The following is a 22,741-nucleotide window of genomic DNA, read 5'->3' as shown; positions in this document are numbered from 1 at the left end:
GTGTAAACCTCTGATTTTCAAAAACTTATCTGTTAGATACATATTTTTCGTATCTATCATCCCTGATAACACCGCTAAAGTTAAGGCCAAAACCAAAGTCATAGGTATTACCTACAGAATCAGTGTAAGGAGTGTAATCAAAGGGCTTATCCTCACAGTGCTTCTCAACTGTTTCCATATCAGCAGGAAGCTGAACTGGAAGCATTGCTGAAGGCTCTGCGCCACCGCTCACGATGGTAAGTGTAGCCTTTGTCTCAACTCCAAAGTTAACAAGGATCGCATCTGCATATTTCTCAAATTCAGAAACCATGCAGGGATTATTCATTCTGATAGATACAATGACGGGCTTATCACCCATCTGCTCTCTTGCCTTGATTACAAGATCAAGATCGCTTTCGTTGGCAGGTGTATTGGATTTTCCTTTGTATGTTCTGTTATTTGAATCCTCTCGGAAATCTCCTCCTGCAATGCTGACCTCTCTTGCAGCATCTGCTGTATAAGGTCTGTACTGAAGGGTCACAGGTCTATAGCCTGTCTCCTCTGTATATCCGTCACTGATAGGACTTTCAATGAAGCAAATAGCCATATCTGCCTCTGCAGGATCATCCGTAACATCATAGAAAGGTATTACATCTGCGGGATTTGCTCCCGGGATATCCATGGCAGGCATCATATCTCTCATGAAGCCCTTATGAGCATCGATATGTCTTCCGGGGATGTATACCTTCTTACGTCCGCTTACAGGAAGAACACCGTTGTTCTTAACCATTACGATACTTCTAAGCTGAGCATCGAAGCCCTCTTTTACGAACTCATCGCAGCCAAGTACTTTCTTACTCTCCTCGGGATCAAGATAAGGATTCTCGAAAAGTCCGCATCTGAAGCTGTTTAAAAGAAGTCTTACAGCACTTTCCTCAAAGCGCTTTCTCATGGCATCCTCACCATGACGCTCGCAGCCTATTTTATAAGCTTCAAGAATAGGCTTGATATTATTATTGCCGCCAAACTGGTCAACACCGTTCTCGATGATGCAAAGGTGTCTCTCTGCCTCGGATAAATCCTCTGTACCAAAGCATCTTGAACCAAAGGAATCAAGCTTTGAATTAGGATCCTGTGTGATGCCCCAGTCTGTACATACTACGCCCTTATAACCGTATTTATCTCTTAAAAGATCACCGATTATGTATTTGCTGTAGCTGTTTCCTACATTTTTTCCGGAAGGATCAACACCGTAGCTGACTGTATAATAAGGCATTACTGCTGAAGCCTGCCCTGTTTTATCCAGTTTAAATGCACCCTCAAGGAAAGGCTTTAAGTGCTCCTTAAGATTGTCTCCCGGATATACAGCAAACTTACCGTAAGCATAATGTGCATCTCTTCCTGCCTCGCAGGGGCCGCCGCCCGGCCAGTGCTTAACCATGGCTGCTACACTTGTCTCACCCCAGCCGTCTGCCTCAGGATCATTCTGAAGACCTTCACAATAATTCTTGGCATACTCTGTTACAAGCTTGCTGGAAGGACCATAGGTATCTGATACTCTCATCCATCTGGGCTCAGTTCCAAGATCAATCTGAGGTCCCAGCTCAGTTGTAATACCAAGTGCTCTGTACTCTCTTGCCGCAATACGGGCAAAGTTCTTTACTGTGTCAGCTGAAAATGTTGCTGCAAGGCCAAGTCCAAGGGGCCATTTACTTGTGCCCTTTGCCTCCGTCTTAAACTCAGCAGATGCACTGCCTGCGCCGTGTCTTGGATCAGTACTTGTATTTACAGGAATACCATGAGGCATCTCCTCACAAAGTGCCTGCATTTCATTATTCCATTTAGCTGCAATTTCGCCGTTCTTAAGAACCATGGCAAGAACATATCTCACATGATCCTCAGTAAGAAACTTCTTTTGCTGATCTGTAAGCTCCCATTCATCAGCGCCGCTCTCTGCAAGAGTCTTACCTCCCCTATAGGTTGCAGGGAACCAGCCGCCACCCTCAGCGGGAACTATCTGATGCGCACTGTACATCATAAGACCTGCGATTTCTTCAACAGTCATCCTTGATGCCAGATCCTTGGCTCTCTCCTCGGGAGAAAGTCTCCAGTCCTCATATGGAACAAGCTCTCCTGTGCGCTCAAGATCTCTGAAAAATAACCCATCCATCTCAATGACAGGCGCACTTGTAACACCCAGTGTGGGTCCGCCCTCATTTTTTACTGTCTTAAAATTTGCCATACCCTAAATACCTCCTAAAATACCTTCTCAGCACATTTTAATACATTTTCCCATTAATTTATATTGTATTTTGCCTTCTTTTCTTCAGTGAGCTCAGCTCCGGGGAACTGTCTTTTGGCCTCTTCCACAAGCTGCTTGTAGTTCTTATAATAAGTCCTCTTAACCTCTGTCTGATCACTGCTTACAAGAATTGAATTGTTGCTCTTTAAATAAAACATACCCTCCTGAGCAAATCCAACACATCCATACCCTTTTGTTTCATAAAGCATTGTGCCGTAACCAACTGACAATGCCATAAGGCCATCCTCTTCATCACAGATGATCTGTCGTACTGTTGCTGAAGTGTCAATAGACGACGCAGTGCATTCATTTTCTATGTCCCAGATACGGATCTTATAATCATCTCCCTGCATGATTATATGAGTGCCGTCATCTGTAAATCCGATAAATGCGCTAAGATATGACTGAAGCGGAATCTTTGCCTCGGTCTCATAGTTTTCAGTACTTACAAGCCTTACATATCCATCCTTACAGCAGATAGCGATATGCTTATCATCCGGACTAAGTGCAATGAAATCTTTGGTGTAGCTGTTAGCTACCGTGCTCAGATTCTCGTCCTTAAATTCCTTTGTGGTCTTGCCTTCAATGTCAATCTCGTAAAGAACATCTTTACCCTCAGATACATAGAGTTTCTTATGGGCGGAATCCATAATCACTTTACCGATAGTTGATTCGGTAGATGCCTCTATCATTACCTTTTTGGTATCAAGGTCAACAGCAGCAAGATCCCTGGCATTCCATAAAGCAGCTCCTGTACCGTCCTTTGAAAGTGTCATGTCATATGTATACATATCAATGCCCAGCTCTTCAAGGGTGATCTCTTCACAGGTACCTTCATAGGGATTGATTATCCAAAAGCTGCGCTTATCCTGCAAAATAGCCTTATCATTAAATAGATGGACACTATAGATAAACTCTCCCTCATCAAAGGAATAGATTTCTTTTCCATCCTTATCATAGAAGTTAACATTGGTATATTCGCCATAATCGGTAGTTGCAAAATATAAACCATCCGGCGATGTCATGCTTGGTGTTTCTTTTCCTTCAAAGGTAACAAAATCTTCCAGATCAGGTGCGTCATGCCACGTAAGAACATATAACTCCTCAGCTGAATAAGAACTAAGTATTATCTTATCCTTAAAAAGTGAGGCTTCTTTAATGGCAAAATTGGTTGGAATCTCAAATTCTGAATAGATTCGACCTTCTACAAAGTCAACAAAATCGATATTACCCTGTCTGTATCCAACCCTTCCATAGGGAGAATCAACGGTCATTGCAACCATTGTGGCATCTCCAGGAAGATTAAAGGTCTTAATAATGTCACCTGTATTCTCATCAATAGCAAAAGCATATGTAGCAGATGTGACTAAAACATAACTGTTTGTTACGCCGTTTTCTGTATATGTATTGGATCTGATATTTGCATAATAGGTCAAAAGGTTCTTGTAGTTGGCATCAAGCTGTTTTGACCAAACCTTTTCATAATCAGAGTTAAAGAGTTCCACAGTAAGCTGTGTGACTCCCTCACTGATCATATCTTTATTGCCATAAAGTGTGACTATACTGCCGTTTTGTGTAACTGTAAAATCAAGATAAATTCCATCTGAGACCTCAACACTTCTGTAGGTATTGTCATTTAAATCAACTATCGCAACGCAGGCTCCGTCTGTATCGCTATTGTCTCCACACACATAGAACTTATTATATTCCTCTATGTATTTACCTTCCGATCTGAAGTAAGCACCTGTATCATTGTTAAAATATGCTATCTCAGAGCCATCATTGGTATCAATGATGCTAATGGACCTAAGTCCCACAAGAATCAGCTTACCTTGTTCAGCGCAGACTTCACACTGTACGATAACGTCATCAGTCTTTAGCTCATATAACTTATTGCCGTCAAAATCATATTTAGTGACATTGTGCTCAGCAGCCACAAATAAGCCCGTACTGTCGGCGTCAGCGTATTTGATATCCTCATAGTAATTGAAATCATCTATGGCAGGCTCAATCTGAGTCATAAGGGACCAGTCCTGTGCATCCCATACATAGACCCTGCTTCCTTCATCAATTGTCACAAGCTTTGATGAATCATCTATTCTCTTCATATATTTGACAGGAAGCTCATGTGTAAGCACTCTGTCCACAGTAAAATCATTTGAATTACTGTAAGCATATAATACCTTTGATAAAGCATACTCTGCATCTGCCACATACGGTCTTTCATTATCTTCTGAAGGAAGTCCCTCGATTGCCACCAGAGCGGCATCCTCACGGGCTCCCTGATCAAGAAGAGTAAGGGCTTCTTCTGCATAGAATCTGGACTGATTTTCCAGCTTTCCATCGTATTGTATGGATATCTCCTCTGCCAGTCTTGATTTTTCATCCGCCAGCTGTTTCATCTGCTCAGCCACATTGGCGTTATAGATACCAAAAGCAGTTCCGGCAAGGGTAAGTCCTGATGCAGCAAGTCCGAAGATACTGGACATTCTCTTTATTCTTCGCTCTCTGTCACGCTGTTTAAGCTCATCATAGGTACATCCGATGATAGGGGCAGCAAGACGAAGTATCTCTGTCTTGAACTTTTTGTTTATCTCCTTCTGAGTTGTTCCTCTTACATCAGCCGCAAGAGGCTCAACGGACTCTCCGTTCTCATCAACAAGGAGCTGTGCAGGGAAGCTGTCTGAGGGTTCTCCCTCAACGAGTACAGCCAGAATATGATTCCTGCCATGCATTTTTATAAAGGTCTCGATCTCCTTGCAAACCCAGTAAGATTCAGGAGTTCTGGGTGAACAGATAACGATCAGGAATTCTGATTCGCGAAGCGCCTGAGAAATATTATCATCCAGGTCGCTTCCGATAGGCAGTTCTTCCTGATCCCTGAAAACTCGTCCTATTTTATTTTTGCCTGTCTTTTGTCTTACTCCCTTGGGAATCTTATATGTTTCAAGCCCGGTGTGAACTTTTTTCGCAATCTCCATGTCACCGGGTGTGTGTCTGTAGCTGATAAATGCAGCGTATCTCATTATGCCTGCTCCTTGATATATGTTTTCTTAAATACTTCTTCTGCGATGACATACATATCGGAGTGGTCATCTGCTCTTACAACCAGATAATCACCCTCTGTACCGAGATAGTATTTTTCCGGATCCCACTTAGTAAATACCTTTACCCTGTGGTCCAGCTTTTTGGCATAAATGCCGCATCCGCCCCTTGATACACAGCTTCTTGCAAAAGGCAGAATCTTTACTCTCTCACCGCTAACATGATTCATAACTGAAGGAGCATATTCTCCCGGATAGACATACTCGTCATCCGAAAGAGTGTAGTTTTCGTCAAATCTCTTTTTCCTTATGGGATAAACCTCTCCATCAATACCGATTATTATAAAAATATCCTCTTCAACAATAGTATCTATATCGCCTTCCAAAGTACGGATCATAATCTTGGTTCCGGGCGCAGCAAGATCTACAGCACGAACAAAACCAAGAGACAGTTCCTTCTTGATATAGTGCTCATACTCAGAAATATCTTCAACTTTCTCACCTGCAAAGATAATCTCAGAATTCTCAAAATAATCTTTAAGCCTGTCGTCAAGGAAGCTCCTGATGGAAGCATTGTCATAGCTTATACCGGCTTTTTCAAGAAGGTCCTTTTTAAGAAGTCCTCCTGCCTTAATTAGATGACCACCACCGCCGCCATATCCGGACGCAAGAAATGCCGCAAGCTCGCTGGCCTTAATCTCTCTGACACAGCTTCTTACGGATATCTTCACGCCAAAGGGCATAACACTGTAAACAAGACATGCATCTATACTGTCTACTTCAAGAGTCATGTCGCTGATGATACCAAGGATATTGGGATCACAGGGCTTGGACTCAACGATGGCATAAAGCCTCTTCTCGTCATAATAGGCATGCTTTAGAGCATCGCCCGCTATAACCAGCTCGTCCTTGGACAAATTGGAATTTTTGAAAAGAACTATGTCAGCCATACGGGGTCTGGCATAATCTCTAAGGTCCCTGTCAGAAGGGTGAGATATCTCTTCAAATCCGCTGGTATCGGTCATAAGACCGTAGTAAAGCGCTGTTGCGATATTCACATCTTCATTGATATCTATGTCTTCCAGCTGCATAAGCTCATAGATTACTGTTGAGCAGGAGCCGTAATTACTCCTAAGGGCAGCCATTTCCGGAAGCGTACCGGATATCTGATGATGATCAATAGTCGCTATATTCTCAGCATCAAAATGCTTAACATTACTCTCACCATACTGGCAGTCTACTGTTACAAGCAGCTGCGGAGGTTTAAGCTCATTTACATATTCTACGGGAATACCAAGATTTTCTTTCATGAGAACAAGATTGCTCTTACTTATGGGAGATCTTCCACCATATATGAATCTTGCATCTTTTCCATGTTTTTTCAGATACCACTTAAGGGCATAGCCGCTGGCGAGGGCATCAGCGTCAGGATTGTCGTGACATTGGATTACAATGTCATCGAACTCCAACAGATCTTTAAGACAAAAAGCCATTGTATTTCTCCACTCTATTAAAACTGTCTATAGGGCATAAATAAACACGCATTTTTCCCCTCAGCTTATGCGTGTTTACTATCATACCTTATTAAATTATTGGAGCATTGTCAAAGCTTATTTACATTGATTCGTAAGTATTTCTGATAGCTTTGATAAAGTTCTCGGAATTAAGTTTTTTTGCATTTGGATTAGAGGTAATAAGGAGAAGGTCTCCTGTCATCTGACCGCTTTCAATAGTGGAAAGTGTGGCCTTTTCCATCTTGTCAGCCCAGTCGATAAGCCCCTGAATTCCATCAAGTTCTCCTCTTTTTCTCATAGCGCCTGTCCATGCAAAAATAGTTGCTACAGGGTTGGTGGATGTCTCCTCACCCTTGAGATACTTGTAATAGTGTCTCTGAACAGTTCCGTGAGCTGCCTCATACTCGTAGATTCCATCGGGTGAAACAAGAACTGAGGTCATCATTGCAAGACTTCCGCAGGCAGATGAAACCATATCGCTCATAACATCGCCGTCGTAGTTCTTGCAGGCCCAGATAAAGCCGCCCTTGGACTTCATTACACGAGCAACAGCATCATCGATCAGAGTATAGAAATACTCGATTCCTGCCTCATCAAATCTGTTCTTATAATTCTTGGCAAAGGTCTCATCGAAAATCTCTCTGAATCTGGCATCATAGGTCTTACTGATAGTATCCTTTGTTGCAAACCAGAGATCCTGCTTGGTTGAAAGGGCATATTCAAAGCATGCCTTTGCAAAGCTCTTTATTGAATCATCCTTGTTGTGCATTCCCTGAATGATTCCGGGGCCGTCAAATTCCTGAATTGTCTGTCTGATCTCTGTTCCGTCAGCACCTGTGAAAACAAGCTCAGCTTTACCTGCTCCGGGAACAGCTATCTCAACATTCTTATAAACATCACCGTATGCGTGACGTGCAAGAGTAATGGGCTTCTCCCAGGTCTTTACATTAGGCTCTATTCCCTTTACAAGGATAGGTGCACGGAAAACAGTACCGTCCAGCATTGCACGGATTGTTCCGTTGGGACTCTTCCACATCTTCTTAAGGTCGTACTCCTCAACACGTGCAGCGTTGGGTGTAATGGTAGCGCATTTAACAGCTACGCCATATTTTTTTGTGGCATTGGCACTGTCAATTGTAACCTGATCGTCAGTCTCATCACGATATTTAAGACCGAGATCATAGTATTCACTCTTAAGCTCGATAAAGGGTTCAATCAGCTCTTCCTTGATCATCTTCCAGAGAATTCTGGTCATCTCATCGCCGTCCATCTCTACGATGGGTGTTGTCATCTGTACTTTTGCCATTTCTACTCCTCCCGGTCAATTGTTTTTGTAGTTAAGTAAACCATTCTTTACCATATTATCATAAGCACTGCGCATATGCCTATTGGCAAATTCCTCAGCCTTATCGGGGTTCTTATCCCTGATAGCTTCCATTATTGCTCTGTGTTCATTATTGCAGTCTTTGCCGCGACTTCCCGACAAGGTCTTTTGCCTGATCCTCCAGACATACTGATGATAATCCTTCAAAAGATGCTCCAGCATTTTGGAATTGCAGGATTCATAGAGTATTGTATGGAAACGGTTATCAAGCTCGGCGAGCTGCTCCTGATGTCCCTTACTCTCATGAAAATCTGCCAGATACACGATTTCTTCAAGCTCTTCCATCTGTTCGTCAGTTATATTATCGCAGGCCCATCTTGCGCAAAGCCCTTCAAGCTTGGACCTTATCATATAAATATCGTGAATATCCTCAATACTTATACCTACAACATAGGCACCTTTGTTGGGAATGATCTGCACCAGGCCCTCAAGCTCAAGCTGACGAAGTGCTTCTCTTACAGGAGTTCTGCTTACGCCAAGCTCCTTACCTATGGCAACTTCCTTAAGCTCCTCACCGTCAGAGTATTTTCCATTCAGTATATCATCTCGTATTCTGTTAAAAACACGGCCCCTCAAAGAATATTTATCTGTAACTTCCTGCTTTAAATCTTTATTATTCATAAGCCCTCTCTTACAGCGTTTTAACGGCTCCGTCTGTAATCTCTATTCCGATAAGTTTGGATACCTCATCAATCTTGCTTGTAAGCTCCTCATCATACATAACGGTTACACGGCCGTTTTCATACTCGCCATCTACCCACTCCTTCAAGAGCTGTACGATCTGAGCATCTTTTCCAAGAGCCTGATCACCCTTAAGGTGATAATGAACGTTGATCCAATGTGCTATTCCTGCAAGACCTGATGTGTTGGAAACAGCACTTACCGGAGGTCTTCCAAGGAATTTATCAGTATCAAAAATATTGTATATCTCCTCATTCTTAAGAAGTCCGTCAGCGTGAATTCCTGCTCTTGTAACATTGAAATTCTTACCTACAAAAGGTGTCTGAGGCGGAATATGATACCCAAGCTCCTTCTCATAATAACGGGCAAGATCAGTAATAACCTGAGTATTCATTCCATTAAGAGTGCCCTTAAGCTGAGCATACTCAAAGATCATAGCTTCAAGAGGTGTATTTCCTGTTCTCTCTCCGATTCCGAAAAGTGAAGCATTTACACCTGAGCAGCCATAGAGCCATGCAGTGGTTGAGTTAGTAACAGCCTTATAGAAATCGTTATGTCCATGCCACTCAATAAGCTCACTGGGAACACCGGCATTGGTATTTATGGCATAAATGATACCCTGTACGCTTCTGGGAATAACAGCACCTGAAAAATTAACGCCATAGCCCATGGTGTCGCAGGCACGAACCTTAATAGGAAGTCCATACTCCTCACGAAGCTTCATAAGCTCAACGCAGAAAGGTACTACGAATCCGTAAATATCGGCTCTTGTAATATCCTCAAGGTGGCATCTGCAGGCGATTCCCTCTTCAAGGCAGTCTCTGATTACGCTAAGATAATGCTCCAGAGCCTGCTTTCTTGTCATCTTAAGCTTTAAGAAAATATGGTAATCAGAACAGCTTACAAGGATACCTGTCTCCTTCATGCCAATCTCTTTTACAAGCTTAAAGTCTTCTTTACTTGCACGGATCCAGCTTGTAACCTCAGGGAACTCATAGCCTCTCTCCATGCACTTATAAACCGCATCTCTGTCCTTCTTGCTGTAGAGGAAAAATTCACTGGCTCTGATCATTCCGTTAGGACCGCCAAGCTCATGCATCATGTCGTAGATTTTTACAATCTGCTCAGTGCTATAAGGCGCACGGGACTGCTGTCCATCCCTAAAGGTGGTATCTGTGATCCAGATATCCTTGGGCATATTATGGGGAACGATTCTGTCATTAAAAGGAATCTTTGGTACCTCATCATATGGGAACATATTCCTGAAAACATTAGGTTTTTTAACATCATCAAGAATATACATATGCTCTTCAATCTGTAACAGATTGTTGTGCTCATTCATAGTTACTGGCCTGTTCTGAAATGTCTGATCCTGCATTTTTCCCTCCTGTAGTTGCGTTAACTTCGCACCGTTTTGGCCTGCAAACATGTATATTCCACTCAGCTGGCGCTCTCGCTCTGTAAAAAACGTAGCGGTACTAAGGCGTCATAAAACGCCGCCTAAGAACCGACGTTTTTTAAAGCAGCTTCGTGGAACATATATGTTTTCCGGCCCCACCGGCGCTAAATAAAATTCAATCTATTAGATTTTTTCTGTGATTGTAAGATTGGTTATACGACTTAATTTCAATCTTGCGTATCATTGTATACAATAATACCATGTATGTCAACGCTTTAAAACGTTAAAGTATCAAAATGTAATATCCGCCATTCACGAACATATATTTACAAACTTTTAGCAATAACAACAAAATACCATAAGCACTTTCTTATTAAAAATATAAAAGTGCTTATGGCATATAAACTTAGATTATCCAATTTTTTATTAAGTGAACATTGCGTTTTTACAACTATGCCAAATTTTACTTTTGCTTGACCTTAATCGAGTATTTCACACCAGGATTACTATATCCAAAAGAATTATACAATCTAATATAATAGTAGCCATTTTTATTTGCCTTAATTGTCACTCGCCCTTTTTTCTCCAGCTCATAACCGGCACTACTATATTTGCTTCCATATTTCCTTGCATCCTTCTTTTTAGGATCATATATTTTAATTATTGTAGAAGTAGCTGAAAAATCGCTATAATTTCCTAAACTTATAACATATTTCTTACCCTTTTTTACCTTGAATCTAAAAAAATCCTGATCCATATCATTGTTTTCACCATAAACGGCATTATACTTTTTCTTCAGCTTAAGAGTTGTTGCTTTTTCATAACTATCATTATTCTCAGCTTCCCAATAAGGATTTGCCACAGTGTTAATAGATATAGTACTGCTAATACCGCCTGAATATACTACAAAGGAGGGATCAAATCTCAGGATATAAATGCCGCTTTTTAAACCAACAGTATAATTATAACTACTTGTAGGTATATCTCTTTGGCCGGTAGTAAGACAATCCCAAACCGCATTTCCACTTGAATCGTACATATAGAGTTTATATGACGCAACCTCACCATAATCATCAAATGGTTTAGTAGCATTTATAGATACATAACCATTTTGTAGCATTGTAAATGATGCATAGAAATTCAAATCATCATTATATCTGGTCCATATTTTTGTATAAGATCTACCTGTCCCAAAATTCACCGGATTGTACATCGTTCCTTCAGGCGTAGCTGCTTAGACATCATTCCGTATACATAAAAGCATAGTCATAACAACGATAAAAACAATACTTCTCTTTATAATCTGATTCATATTTTCCTCCTAATATTTGATAAATCCTTATTACACTACTAATCATGATTCATAAGCACCGTCGCTAAGTAAGATTATCTTGTAACTAAACCTATTCCTCAACAGTGAACACTACTCTATTGGAGGTCCAGAAATTTGCTACATATTCAACTTCTACAGTTGTAGCATTATCAGGTACCATGTATGTCACTGTTCCCTTTGTTTTTCTTCCAGCAGACAAGGTTGCACTGATTCCATCATCACGCCAATAAGCCTGTTCACAATTTACTCCATCAGCATAACAATCAAAATCATAATATGTTACTCCCTGATCTGAATCACCTACATTTTCGAATTCAAAAGTACATGTAATATAGTGATATCCAGATTTAGGCTCTGAGAATTGACTATATGATGTATCTTTCTCACAGGAAATATATGTAACATTCATTTTTGATGACTCAACAATACTTCCTACACTATAAGCATCAGCAGACGCTGCCGTATTAGTCTTAGGTGTGTAGCCCGAGTCCTTTTCTCCATCATATATAAACTTGATCTTATCTGACGTGAACATATTAGTTGTATATTCAATTTCTATTTCTTTTGCATCAATTGGAACCTCAAATACAAGGATACCCGAAGTTGTTCTACCAGCTGACAAGGTAGCGGAAAGTGACTCATCATTTCCATAATGCATATCACAAGCATAACCATCTGCATAGCATTCAAAACTATAGAAAGAAACTGATGCATCTTTTGAATCTGAAATATTTTCGAACTCAAATTTTGCATAAATGTACTTCTTTCCATCTTGTGGTTGCATATACTCATTATCTTCATGGTAATCACCAGAAGATACATAAACTATACGCATATTCCCATCTTCAAGAATATCTCCTACATGATACTCAGTCTTTGCTTCTTTTGCTTCGGTTTCTTTAGCCTCAGTAGATGCTGTTTCAGTACCAGCAGACTTGGATTCTTCCTTTTTATCCGCAGTCTCTACTTCGCCAACCTTCTTCGTATCAGTATTTTTACTTCCGTTACTACCTGCACCAATTAAAAGAACTAATACTACAAGAACCCAAAACCACCATTTTTTATAGAATGGTTTTTTGTTCTTCCCCCCACAATGAGGACATACTTTTGCACTGGCAGCAATTTCCTGCCCACAATGTTTACAATTAATCATTTTAGCCATAAAAAACCGCTCCCTTCATATATGATTTTTGTCAGATGATTAGTTCTGACGTAAATGGATTTTTGAGAATTATTGCATTTGCCTATATCGATATATCGCATCTTAATCTACCTTTGCCTAATCTCGACTAAACTATTGTTAAACGGAGGCAAATCAACTAATGGATAATGATAACGAAAAAATCGCCAATAAACTAAGAGAGTTACGTTCTATTCATGGATATACGCAAAGTTATATTGCTGCCAATATTGATGTAAAACAACCAACCTATCAGCAGTATGAAGCTGGTAAACGTACCCCAAGCATTATTTCGTTATATAAACTTGCCAACTTCTATGGTCTTACAACTGATGAGCTATTAAAGCTCTGCGTTCCACTCGATAATGAGATATATTTTGATGCTCCTGACTATACATCTCGTACACTCGAAGAAGCCGAGCTTTCTTCCTTCAAATCAGATAGTCGTCATTCTGGATTAAACAATCTGGAACTACAACTCCTCTACTACTTTTCTAAATTAGATAAAGAATCCAAAAATGAACTAATTGAGTTTGCACAATATAAGGTATCAAAATTAAAGCATTAGGTTTCTAGTGCTTTTTTATTTCTAAAGCTTTGGCAAATAAGTAGTAAATTTCCATTTTCTGTTATATATCTATAGGCGTTTGTTATATTTTGATTTTATCAATGCAAAATGAAACTATAGTTAACTCGCACCTAAAAAATCATTATTATTTTATAAACTATCTATAAATGTCATACAAACGGCACAATGCAGTTTATCTCAGTTTGAAGAGCTTTGCTCTATGAAATCGCCCATCGGTTCATTTTCGGGTATTTTAGGTGAGTGTCTGTTTTTCTTATGGAGAAAGACGCTTTCACTCATGCGGAGAAAACTGTTTGCAGCAGGCCGCTTCAAAGTGTAAATAATCATGGTCATAGAGCTTGCGTAGCAAGCGGCAAAACAAATAAAGCAGAAAATCCTGAGCTTGCTCAAAGGATTTTCTGCTTTTTGTTGTAGGCGCATTGCGCCGTTATGACCATGATAAAGTCAAATACCTATATTCGGCCTGCAAGTTTTTTCGGAGCATGAAATAGTGAAAGCGCCTCGACATTAGAAAAACAAGCGAGCCTAACCAACCCCGAAAATGAACTGATGGGCGATTCATATCTAGCGAAGTTTGAACTGGTTGATCATTCTGTTGAGGTCTTCGGACTGCTCGGTAAGTGTCTGGGATACGTTGCTGGATTCCTGAGCGGTCTCAGAGTTGCTCTGAACTACTGTGGAGATCTGGTCGATACCTTCGTTGATCTCTTCCATGCTGGTGGCCTGATTCTGTGCCATCTCTCCGGTTTCCATTATCATGCCGGTAATTTCTTCAACTGATGCCTGCATCTGCTGAAGGGCATCTGTTGTCTCTCCAACAACATCATTACCGTTTCTGATTTCTTCCATTGTATCCTGAATAAGCTGATGAGTATTCTTTGCAGCCTCAGAACTCTGACTTGCCAATGTGCTGATTTCTTCAGCAACAACTGCAAAGCCTTTTCCTGACTCTCCTGCTCTTGCAGCCTCGATAGATGCATTAAGAGCAAGCAACTGAGTCTGCTTTGCAATAGATTCGATTGAATTGGTTACCTGCTCAATCTCGTTGGATGCCTCTGTGATCCTTACCATTGCATCTGTTACAAGATGCATCTTACGAGCGCTGGCATCTGCATCCTCACGAACCTTCTCTGCCATCTTTCTGGATTTCTCTGCTGTTTCAGCCATGAGTTTTGTCTGTTCTGTAACTGTATTAACAGATGCTGTCAGCTCTTCAACGGCTGCAGCCTGATCTGTAGCGCCTTCTGCCAGATCAGTAGCCCCTCTGCTCATTCCACTTGCACCCTCAGATACGTGGTTGGACGAATCCTTAACACGTGAAAGAGTATCTGAAAGAGATTCTGTGATATTATTAAGAGCTTCCTTTATAGGAGCAAAATCCTCTTTATAAAGCTCGGGATGAAGCGTTCCCTGTGTAAAATCGCCATCAGCGACAATCCTCAGGGTTTCTCTGATATCAGCAACAATACGTTCAGTGATTGATGTAGACTCATTCAGATCCTTGGCAAGTCTGCCAAGCTCATCTCCTGATGTGTAATCAATGTTGATATTAAGATTTCCTCTGGACATATCGTCTGCAGCCTTTGAAATCTCTTCAACAGGTTCAAGAATAGACTTGGATAGTTTTTTCTTTACGTCAACGATATAAATCATAACCATGATAACAATGATTATGGAAAGCGTTGAAAGCACTATACCCATAATGAGAGCAGCTCGGTATGCAGATGCCGCTGCTTCCTTTGAACCTGAAGAAACGCTCTTAAAATCCTGTACCGCAGCATCAATGGAAGGATACAGTGTATCATTGAAATAGTAGAATATTTCTTCCGAGGTTGATCCGTCGGTGAACATATCACCAAGCGTCTTTCCATTTTGCTGTACTATCTTAAGATCATTTGACACTGCCGTTAATGCTGAGGTATCATCCAACACTGTCTCAAGATTAGCAAGGTTAGCATCAAACTCAGCGAACTTTTCCATAGCTTTTCCAAGCTGTTCCTGACGAATTGCATCATCAGGAGATGAAAGTGCCCACAGAAAAGCTTTGGATAATGCCTGAACATCAATTCTTATCTCTGCCTGGTAGGTATTCATTGTGTAGTACTTACGATAAATTGTTCTTACTGAGATAAGAGCTGCAAGAATGGTTATCGCCAAAATTGCTGCCGTTGTGCAGAACATAATGATTATCTGTTTGAATGTGGAGTCGAATTTCTCCTTAACACTCAGATCATGAATTTTCTTCTCATCAACACGTACAAGATTTATCACGCTCATCGCCGCCTACTCCCTTCTTAAAAGAAAAATCACCTTCCTGAAATTTGACAGCATAGTATTTATGCATAATTTAATTCTACACAAATCAAATGAAATAAACATACATTAATATACGATTTTCCAAAAATTTAAGAATTGCTAAATACATATTTCAAACAAAAAATAATGAAGATTATATTTTCTGTTAATCTGAGAATTACAGATCTTTTTTGCAGATATATTCCAATAAATCATAAATAAAATTTAATAGGAAATCCGCAGGAAGCTATAAGAAAAAGAACAGGCATGACACGTAGTCAGCCTGTTCTTTTGCAATTCATTTTATTTTGTTATTATTTCATAACGATATTTACAATCTTGCCTGGAACATAAATCTCTTTGATGATATTGCCATCAAACTTACCTGAGATTGCTTCTCTTGCTTTTGCAAGAACATCATCCTTAGGATCATCCTTGCCGATTGAGATTGTAGCACGTACCTTACCGTTAACCTGCACAGCGATCTCTACAGTGTTCTCAACAGTGAGAGCCTCATCATACTCAGGCCATGTCTGCTGATAAAGTCTGCCTTCGCCACCGATTCTCTGCCAGATCTCCTCTGTGATATGAGGTGCTACAGGATTGAGCATAGTGATAAGTGTCTTGTACTCAGCCTTAGTAACAGCGTTCTTTTTATAGAAGTCATTGATAAGTGACATCATTGCTGCGATAGCTGTATTGTACTTAAGATTCTCAAAATCACTTGATACCTTCTTGATGGTTCTGTGCATCTCACCCTTAAGGTCGTCTGAATATTCATCGCCATCTACAAGAATATCCTGAAGCTTCCATACTCTCTCAAGGAATCTGCGGCAGCCCTTAACGCCATCCTCAGACCATGAAGCAGCAAGGTCGAATGCTCCGATGAACATCTCATAGGTACGAAGTGTATCTGCACCATAATCCTCAACGATATCATCAGGATTAACAACGTTACCACGAGATTTACTCATCTTCTCGCCGTTTTCACCAAGGATCATTCCGTGACTTGTTCTCTTCTGGTAAGGCTCGGGAGTTGTTACAACGCCCTGATCATAAAGGAACTTGTGCCAGAATCTGGAATACAGAAGGTGAAGTGTTGTATGCTCCATTCCTCCGTTGTACCAGTCTACAGGCATCCAGTATTTAAGTGCTTCCTTGCTTGCAAGCGCTTTATCATTAGTAGGATCTGTATATCTAAGGAAATACCATGATGAACCTGCCCACTGAGGCATTGTATCTGTCTCTCTCTTAGCAGGACCTCCGCAGCAGGGACATGTTGTATTAACCCAATCTGTCATAGCTGCAAGAGGTGACTCACCGTTATCTGTAGGCTCATAGCTCTCTACCTCAGGCAGAAGAAGCGGAAGCTCTGACTCATCAATTGCTACATATCCGCACTTAGGGCAGTCAACAATCGGAATAGGCTCACCCCAATATCTCTGACGTGAGAATACCCAGTCACGAAGCTTGTAGTTAACCTGTGCATGTCCAATCTTCTTTTCCTCAAGGAAGGAAATCATCTTTTCCTTGGCATCCTTTACAGAAAGACCGTTGATGAAATCTGAATTGATAAGTACGCCTGTAGCCACATCCGTAAATGCTGCTGCGTTAACATCTACCTCTTCACCGTCCTTGGCAACAACCTGGATAATAGGAAGACCAAACTTCTTAGCAAACTCCCAGTCTCTGTCATCATGTGCAGGAACCGCCATGATAGCACCTGTACCATAACTCATAAGTACATAATCAGAAACCCAGATCGGAATCTCTTTGCCATTTACGGGATTGATTGCCATAAGGCCGTCAATCTGAACACCGGTCTTATCCTTTGCAAGCTCTGATCTCTCGAAATCAGACTTCTTGGCAGCTGCTTCTCTGTATGCAATGATATCATTCCAGTTAGCAATTCTGTCCTGATACTTATCAAGATAAGGATGCTCGGGAGATACTACCATATATGTAGCACCAAAAAGTGTATCACATCTTGTGGTATAAACTGTCAGATGGTCCTCTGTATCCTTGATCGCAAAATCAACTTCAGCACCTGTACTGCGGCCGATCCAGTTCTTCTGAGATACCTTAACTCTCTCAATATAATCAACACTATCAAGTCCGTCGATGAGCTTATCAGCATACTCTGTGATCTTCAGCATCCACTCACTCTTTACCTTACGAACTACTTCAGATCCGCATCGCTCACAAACACCGTTAACAACTTCCTCGTTAGCAAGACCAACCTTACATGAAGTACACCAGTTGATAGGCATCTCCTTCTTATATGCAAGGCCTTCCTTGAAAAGCTTTAAGAAAATCCACTGAGTCCACTTGTAGTAATTAGGATCAGTAGTGTTGATCTCTCTTTTCCAATCAAAAGAATATCCAAGGGAATGAAGCTGATCCTTGAACTTCTTTACATTGTTTGCTGTTACGATCTTGGGGTGAATGTGATTTTTGATGGCATAGTTCTCTGTGGGAAGACCAAAAGCGTCCCATCCCATAGGATAAAGAACATTGTAGCCCTGCATTCTGCGCTTACGTGCAACGATATCAAGCGCTGTATAAGGACGTGGATGTCCTACATGAAGTCCCTGTCCTGAAGGATAGGGAAACTCAACCAAAGCATAATATTTGGGCTTTGAGTAATCATTTGTAGCTGCGAATGCATCCTCATCATCCCAAATTTTCTGCCATTTCTGCTCGACTTCTTTGTGATTGTATAACTCTGACATTTATAGCACCTCTTTATATGGATTTTCGCGAAAATAAACTTTTCAAATTTTACCATATAAAAGGGGCTTATTCAAGAATTCCGAAATTTTAATCCTATAATTCAGGATATCATCACTTCTTATTAAAATATTTACTAAGGTTTTCTATAGGCATGGGTTTTGCATAGTGATAGCCCTGAATATAGTCAAAGCCTCGCTTTATACTGTAATTCTTCTGAAGCTCATCTTCTACACCTTCTACCAGTGTGATGAAGCCGTTCTTCTTAAAGGTATCAATCATGTAAGAAATGATATCCTCTACTCGTGAATCCTGAATTGACTTATAAAGCAGGGACTTATCGAACTTGATAGTCTGAACCGGCACATCAAGAACACGCTCCAAATTGGAATAACCTGTGCCGAAATCATCCATATAAAGCTGAATGCCTTCCATGTTAAGCATATTCATATTGTGCTTAACCGCATCATAGCTATCCGCCATCATTGATTCTGTAAGCTCTAAACGAATCTTCTTCTGGTCGATATTGTAGGTATGGATGATATCCATAATCTCTTTGTAGAATTCTCTGTCCACAAAATCCGCTGTTGAACAGTTTATGGTAAGGGCATCAAAATCATATTGCTCTGAAAGTTCTTCCACAGCTTTGCAGACCTTGTGCATCATAATAACGGTAAGGGAATGGATGCAGCCGGTGTTCTCAGCAATCTTAATGAATTCATCCGGAGGAATCATCCTTCCGTCTATGCAAAGACGCATAAGAGCTTCCGCTGATCTGAAGCTTTCCTTTTCAACACTGTAGATAGGCTGCGCGTAGCACAGGATTCTGTCATCATCAGGATTCATCTTTGCTCTGATATCAGCCAGTGTCTGCTCGATATTATAGATATTATCATAAGAGCGAAAATCGTTTCCGTTAGCAAAAACATACACATTTTGTCCATCCACCATATATTTTTGCTTTATGTATTTCATGAAAAACTGAGTCCATTTATTTCCCTGGGCCACAAAACGCCTGCTATCGCCACCGATACCAAGGAAATAATGAATATGATCAATATCTGTTCTGCAGAATTCATCCAGAATATCATGCATCTGATCCGCGTAGTTTTCTGCATCAGAGCGTTCCTTTACCTCCATAATTGCTATGAAGGTTCCGTAATTTACACGGTACATGTGGATGTTTCTTGATATGCGCTCAATTTTCCTGCAAACATCCGCGAGTTCAAGTGTAAGAACCTCGTAATTGGGATTTCTGGAATTTCCAAGGAGCTGCGGAAACTCAATATATGCCAGGTAGAACACTCTTCCCATTCTGTTGTTTGTTATGAATCTGCTCTCCATTGCCCCCACATTCTGACATCCGGTGTCTTCATCATAAGGGTTTGAATGGAAAAGGAGGTAAATTGCAATAAAGGGCATAGTATAAGTAGCTGCACTGAAAATTGAATTTCTGTCCAGTATCTGTGCCATAAGTACGACAAACTCAAGAGGAATAACTATATAGATTCCCCTCATAACTATTCTTGAAATGGTTGCCCTTCTCTGGAAGCACATAACAAAGCATATGGTTGCACAGATCATACCGGCTATGCAGTAATATCTTGTGAAATGTGTAATATCGATACCATCTGTTCTAACATAATAGAAATTTTTCATTGCAACCTGATAGATTGCACCTGAAAAATAAGCTACTGCAACAAAAATATAAATCATTACAATAACGTCGCGCCTTTTTATCCTTCGCTCACTCATAAGATTTATATAATTGAAGGTATCAACAAGAATAAAAGAATAAAGAATAAGAAATACTATCAGCAGTACTGTGAAGGAGCCTCTGCTATAATACTCGGTATTGCTGGCTATCTCCACGATTACGATCATTAAAATGGTGGCAATAATAGAGGTAAAATTGCCCCATACAAGAAAACTAAAGGCTTTGGATTGCCTGGGTTTTGTCAGCGACATAAAAATAAGAATGAGCAGCGAAAGAAAAAGGCTCGCATACTCACCTACAATCTCATATCTCAGAGTGCTCTGTATTCCAAACATCGGCATGATTCAACCCTCATAATTATCAAATTAAAGTTAGCCTTCATTTTAAATATCGTAGCATAATAGTATCAACTCACATTAAACAAAGGCTAAAAAAAGTATAAAAAATAGGGCATCATCATAAGACGATGCCCCATAAAATACTTAATTAGTCTTCTATTCCGTTTTCTTTAACCTTCTCTGCTCTTGCAGCTACTTCCTTCTCCTGAATGTCTGAAGGTGCCTGCTCATAGCGTGCAAATGAATATTCATAATCACCTGCACCACCGGTCATTGAACGAAGAGTTGTGCAATAGCCGAAAAGCTCCATCATAGGAATGTCAGCTTCGATAACCTGCTTGCCGTTACCTGTAGGATTCATTCCGAGAACGCGGCCTCTTCTCTTATTGAGATCGCCCATTACGTCTCCGGTATATGCATCCGGAACAGTAACCTTAAGGCTTGCGATAGGCTCAAGGAGAACAGGACCTGCTTCCATGAAGCCCTTCTTGAATGCATTACTTGCTGCAACCTTGAAGGCCATTTCTGAGGAATCTACCGGATGGTATGATCCATCATAAAGAACTGCCTTAACGCCAACAACAGGATATGCTGCAAGAGGTCCTCTCTGTGATGCCTCGTTAATACCCTTTTCAACAGCCGGGAAGTAGTTCTTCGGAACTGCTCCACCTACAACCTCCTGCTCGAAGGTGTAAGCCTGGGTATCATCACCTGAAGGTGAGAAACGCATCTTAACGTGACCATACTGACCATGTCCACCGGTCTGCTTCTTATATTTGTACTCAACATCTGAAGTCTTGCGGATAGTCTCTCTGAAAGCTACCTTGGGCTTATCCAGCTCTACCTCAACCTTGTACTCGTTAAGGAGCTTACTAACTGCGATATCCAGATGCATGTCACCCATACCATAGATAAGTGACTGACGGTTCTCAGCATCATTTACAACCTTAAGAGTCGCATCTTCAGCTGCAAGCTTAGCAAGAGACTGAGCAATCTTATCGATATCAGCCTTATTCTTTGCCTTATATCTCATGTATGTGTAAGGCTCAGAAATATCCATCTTAGCATACTGAACAGGATTAGCCTTGGTTGAAAGGGTGTCACCTGTACTGATATCAAGCTTCTGAAGAGCACCGAAATCACCTGCATGGAGCTCGGGAACTTCTATTGTCTTGTTACCCTGCATTACATAGATCTTACCGATCTTAAGCTCTGTATCCTTGTTGGAATCGTACATAACATCATCCGTCTTGATAACGCCTGAACGAACCTTGATCATGGAATACTTTCCAATGAAAGGATCCATCATGGTCTTGAATACGAAAGCTGTCTTGGGCTTTGCAAAATCGAAGTTAGCTTCGAAGATCTCATTGGTCTTCATGTTGATGCCGGCCATCTTGCGGTTCTCGGGAGCGGGCATGTACTTGATGATATCATCAAGAAGTGTATAAACGCCCTGAGCGAGAATGCTTGAACCCATCTCGATGGGAACGATAGAACCGTCACAAACGTTGTTACGAAGTGCGGAACGAATCTCCTGCTCAGAGAATGTCTCTCCGCTGAAATATCTGTCCATGAACTCTTCACTGGTCTCAGCAACTGCTTCCATAAGAGTATCACGATACTGACTTAAGTATTCTTTATTATATTCAGGAATCTCGCACTCAACTGCTTCCTTGCCTTCCCAACGGAAGCCCTTCTCCTGAATAACATTTACATAACCTACAAACTTCTCATTCTCACGAATAGGAAGATTGAAAGGTGCAATCTTCTTTCCATATTTATCTGTAAGATCCTGAACTACCTGTCTGTATGATGCATCATCAATATCCATGTCGGATACAAAGAACATACGCGGTATTCCGTATTTCTCACAAAGATCCCATGCTCTCTCGGTTCCAACTTCAACGCCGGCCTTACCTGAAACTACGATGATCGCTGCATCTGCTACGCTCATTGCTTCCTGAACTTCTCCGACAAAATCGAAAAATCCGGGTGCATCAAGAAGGTTGATCTTGTGATCATCCCACTCAAGCGCAATATTTGTTGTGCTGATTGAGAACTGACGCTTCTGTTCTTCTTTGTCGAAATCACTAACGGTATTTCCATCAGCTACCTTACCCATACGGGATGTGATACCTGCAAGATATGCCATTGCCTCAGCTAGAGAAGTTTTTCCTGCTCCCCCGTGACCTAAGAGTACGACATTGCGAATTTTGTCACTAGTGTAAACTTTCATCTCTGTTCCTCCAGTAA

At 40.9% G+C, this 22,741-nt stretch carries 13 protein-coding genes; 1 reads left to right on the top strand and 12 read right to left on the bottom strand.

The window, feature by feature from the left end:
• Positions 1-25 precede the first annotated feature (25 nt).
• From G610_RS0106910 to G610_RS22035, 8 genes are all read right to left on the bottom strand, one after another.
• Entirely contained in the window at positions 26-2,221 is a 2,196-nt protein-coding gene (locus G610_RS0106910; RefSeq protein WP_026524210.1) for a glycoside hydrolase family 3 protein, read from the bottom strand.
• Between the two features lie 53 nt (positions 2,222-2,274).
• Positions 2,275-5,307, bottom strand: coding sequence for a toll/interleukin-1 receptor domain-containing protein (locus G610_RS0106905; protein WP_026524209.1), 3,033 nt, complete (start codon positions 5,305-5,307; stop codon positions 2,275-2,277).
• Positions 5,307-6,818: a DHH family phosphoesterase gene (locus G610_RS20050; protein WP_051197782.1), complete on the bottom strand. Its 1,512-nt coding sequence runs from the start codon at positions 6,816-6,818 to the stop codon at positions 5,307-5,309. Before G610_RS20050 ends, G610_RS0106905 begins: the two co-directional genes overlap by 1 nt.
• A gap of 121 nt (positions 6,819-6,939) precedes the next feature.
• Positions 6,940-8,145, bottom strand: a complete 1,206-nt coding sequence (locus G610_RS0106895) for an NADP-dependent isocitrate dehydrogenase (protein WP_026524208.1) — start codon at positions 8,143-8,145, stop codon at positions 6,940-6,942.
• Between the two features lie 15 nt (positions 8,146-8,160).
• Positions 8,161-8,844, bottom strand: coding sequence for a GntR family transcriptional regulator (locus G610_RS0106890; protein ID WP_035797152.1), 684 nt, complete (start codon positions 8,842-8,844; stop codon positions 8,161-8,163).
• A gap of 10 nt (positions 8,845-8,854) precedes the next feature.
• Positions 8,855-10,282, bottom strand: coding sequence for a hypothetical protein (locus G610_RS0106885; RefSeq protein WP_026494371.1), 1,428 nt, complete (start codon positions 10,280-10,282; stop codon positions 8,855-8,857).
• 484 nt (positions 10,283-10,766) lie between these two features.
• Entirely contained in the window at positions 10,767-11,516 is a 750-nt protein-coding gene (locus G610_RS0106880) for a pre-peptidase C-terminal domain-containing protein (RefSeq protein ID WP_026524206.1), read from the bottom strand.
• 190 nt (positions 11,517-11,706) lie between these two features.
• Positions 11,707-12,798 carry a DUF4352 domain-containing protein gene (locus tag G610_RS22035; RefSeq protein WP_051197779.1) on the bottom strand — a complete coding sequence of 364 codons (1,092 nt, stop codon included), beginning with the start codon at positions 12,796-12,798 and terminating at the stop codon, positions 11,707-11,709.
• 160 nt (positions 12,799-12,958) lie between these two features.
• Here G610_RS22035 and G610_RS0106870 point away from each other — a divergent pair, with 160 nt between their 5' ends.
• A complete protein-coding gene (locus G610_RS0106870) occupies positions 12,959-13,384 on the top strand; it encodes a helix-turn-helix domain-containing protein (protein ID WP_026494369.1) in 426 nt (141 codons plus the stop codon).
• Positions 13,385-13,969: 585 nt separating this feature from the next.
• On the opposite strand, the gene G610_RS0106865 is transcribed toward G610_RS0106870, so the two are convergent.
• The 4 genes from G610_RS0106865 to G610_RS0106850 form a co-directional block, all read right to left on the bottom strand.
• On the bottom strand, positions 13,970-15,682 hold the full coding sequence (locus G610_RS0106865) for a methyl-accepting chemotaxis protein (RefSeq protein WP_026524205.1): 1,713 nt from the start codon (positions 15,680-15,682) through the stop codon (positions 13,970-13,972).
• A gap of 332 nt (positions 15,683-16,014) precedes the next feature.
• A complete protein-coding gene (gene leuS, locus G610_RS0106860) occupies positions 16,015-18,432 on the bottom strand; it encodes a leucine--tRNA ligase (RefSeq protein ID WP_026524204.1) in 2,418 nt (805 codons plus the stop codon).
• Positions 18,433-18,544: 112 nt separating this feature from the next.
• Entirely contained in the window at positions 18,545-20,488 is a 1,944-nt protein-coding gene (locus tag G610_RS0106855) for an EAL domain-containing protein (RefSeq protein WP_026524203.1), read from the bottom strand.
• Positions 20,489-20,633: 145 nt separating this feature from the next.
• Entirely contained in the window at positions 20,634-22,724 is a 2,091-nt protein-coding gene (locus tag G610_RS0106850; protein ID WP_026524202.1) for an elongation factor G, read from the bottom strand.
• Positions 22,725-22,741 lie beyond the last annotated feature (17 nt).

Source organism: Butyrivibrio sp. MB2005 (genome assembly GCF_000424285.1).
GTDB lineage: Bacteria > Bacillota > Clostridia > Lachnospirales > Lachnospiraceae > Butyrivibrio.
The sequence above is the reverse complement of the archived record's forward strand: the minus strand, read 5'-3'. Positions and strand labels throughout refer to the sequence as shown.